Source organism: Bullifex sp. (assembly GCF_034103065.1).
GTDB lineage: Bacteria > Spirochaetota > Spirochaetia > Sphaerochaetales > Sphaerochaetaceae > Bullifex.
Genome location: NZ_JAXEGN010000223.1, coordinates 1 through 2,335, shown reverse-complemented (window position 1 = coordinate 2,335; position 2,335 = coordinate 1). Strand labels below are relative to the sequence as shown.

Annotated in this window: 4 protein-coding genes; all 4 read left to right on the top strand. The window is 35.6% G+C overall.

Annotated elements, in window-relative coordinates:
- Nucleotides 1-615, top strand: a 615-nt coding sequence (locus SOY52_RS08700; protein ID WP_320848565.1) for a hypothetical protein, incomplete at its 5' end; no start/stop codon positions are given.
- 62 nt (nt 616-677) lie between these two features.
- A complete protein-coding gene (locus SOY52_RS08695) occupies nt 678-842 on the top strand; it encodes a hypothetical protein (protein WP_320848564.1) in 165 nt (54 codons plus the stop codon).
- An 80-nt stretch (nt 843-922) separates the two neighbouring features.
- Complete coding sequence (locus tag SOY52_RS08690) at nt 923-1,147, top strand: hypothetical protein (protein ID WP_320848563.1); 225 nt, start codon at nt 923-925, stop codon at nt 1,145-1,147.
- Between the two features lie 48 nt (nt 1,148-1,195).
- The coding region (locus SOY52_RS08685) for an NAD(P)/FAD-dependent oxidoreductase (protein ID WP_320848562.1) at nt 1,196-2,335 on the top strand (1,140 nt) is incomplete at its 3' end.

Here is a 2,335-nt window from a genome sequence, read left to right as displayed (position 1 = left end):
AGTGTTAAAAAAGGTCGTAAGGATTGGAAATATTCAAATCATTATAAAAAGCTGAAAGCCAAATATTATGAATTATGTCGAATCAATGCAGTAAATAGACAGCTTGCAATAAACGAGGATGCAAATCATTTGCGAAGTCTTGGAGATACATTTGTAACTGAAGTGAAAAATGCGGGCAGGCTCATGAAGCGAGCCAAAGAGACTGCAAAAAATGATAAAGGCAGGTTCATCAGGAAAAAGAGGTTTGGCAAATCAATAAAGAATAGATGTCCTTCTAAATTTCAGACCACTGTGCAGAATAAATTCAAAGTGACAGGTGGTACATATATAGAAGTTCAGAATAATTACAGAGCATCGCAATATGACCATACTGCAGATGAATATATCAAGAAGAAGCTATCTGATAGATTGTACAAACTTCGAGATGGTACTGAGGTGCAGAGAGATTTGTATTCATCATACTTGCTCTATTGCTACGATTTTGGGACACAGAACATAGACAGAGATAAATGCATAGTGGAATTTGATAAATTTTACGATAAGGAGAAAAAACTGATAGAAAGGATTAAGGTTAATAAGATTAAAGTATTAAACAGTGGAATTAAAATAGTTTAGAAGATTAATAACAGGGAGCTTGACTGTACTTCCTTGCTGGAAAGCAGAAATTTACTGCTAATGTGGTCGTAGGACTGCTTGGTAATGAAAGTCCTGATTCAAATAGACTTATAATTGTAACTCCAAAGTCTGAAAATGATGTACGATTACAAGCTACACTTGGTAATCAGAACCCCTCGGGCTTGCCCGTGGGAGCAGTCAGAGACATAGGGAAGCACATGATATAGTAAAGAAGTTTCCAAAAATCTATGGTTCTTTACCAGTTTTTATAGCTGGTGATTTCAATGATCCTTTACATCCAGGAAGAATGTTGCAGGAAGCTGGGTTTAAGGATGTTTTTACTCTCTTGCATGAACCTCATCCAATGACCTTCCCGTGTCTTGGCCTAACAGATGGGGAGTATTTGGTAGAAGGTATTGATAAAATGATGGTAATAGACTTCAAACCATTAATGGCTTCATCTCCTCTTTTCTATATTCCTGGTAGTACTCTTTCTGACCACTACCCACTATGTGTGATGCTAGAATTATAAGAATTAGCTAACATATCAAATTAGCCTATGATAAAATAATTTCGAGGTATGAAAATGTTATATGATGCTCTAGTAATAGGTGGAGGTGCTATAGGCACCTCTATAGCTAGATATCTTTCTTTGTATGAAATAAATGTTGCCTTACTTGAGAAAAATAGTGAACTATGTACAGGAACAAGTAAAGCAAATAGCGGTATAGCTCATGCGGGCTATGATCCTCTTCCAGGTTCTCTTAAAGCCAAGATGAATGTAAGAGGAAATGAACTTTTAAGGCAATTAGCACCACTATTAGACATAGATTTAGAAAACAATATGGCAATGGTTATCTCATTTGAAGATGATGATAAACCTTTAAAAGAGCTATATGAAAGAGGTGTTAAGAATCATGTTCAAGGCATGAAAATCTTGTCTGGGAAGGAAATAATAGAGCTTGAACCCAATATCAATCCAAATGTAAAGGGAGCTTTACTTCTTACAACAAGCTGTATTGTATGTCCTTTTTCGTTAACTTATGCGATGGCTGAAAATGCAGTAAGTAATGGAGCAAAGATTTTTACTAATCAAGAAGTAAAAAGTATTGAGAAAAGAGATGACTTTTACGTTGTAAATACAGATAAAGAAACTTTCCATTCTAAATGTGTAATTAATGCATCTGGTGTATATGCTGATAAGGTTAATGACATGGTAGCCCCTCATACATTCACAATTACACCAAAGCGAGGTGAGTATGTCCTTCTTGATAGAAGTGAGAGTAAACTCGTTAAATCAACAATATTCCAGCTTCCAACAAAGGAAGGTAAGGGAGTTCTTGTTACTCCTACCTGTCATCAAAATATTTTAGTTGGTCCTGACAGTATAAGTACTGATAATAGAGAGGATGTTGCAACATATTCTGATGGCTTAAAAAAGGTAATGGAGAGTGCAAAGAAAAGTGTTCCAAATATTAATTATAGAAGCATTATTACTTCCTTTGCTGGTTTAAGAGCTAGTACTGATAGTGGGGACTTTATTCTAAATGAGCCTCTTGATGGTTTTTATAATGCTGCAGCAATTGATTCTCCAGGACTCACCTCTGCACCAGCTATTGGTGAATATATAAGTCAGCAAGTATCTGCAAGATTAAAGGCAAAGAAAAAGGAAAATCCAGTACTAAAGCGTAATAGAATTCCAAAGGCTGCCTCTATGAGT

What these genes read in the sequence shown, in the direction of transcription:
- SOY52_RS08690 (WP_320848563.1), top strand. Translation starts at nt 923, where the DNA reads ATGTTGCAGGAAGCTGGGTTTAAGGATGTTTTTACTCTCTTGCATGAA.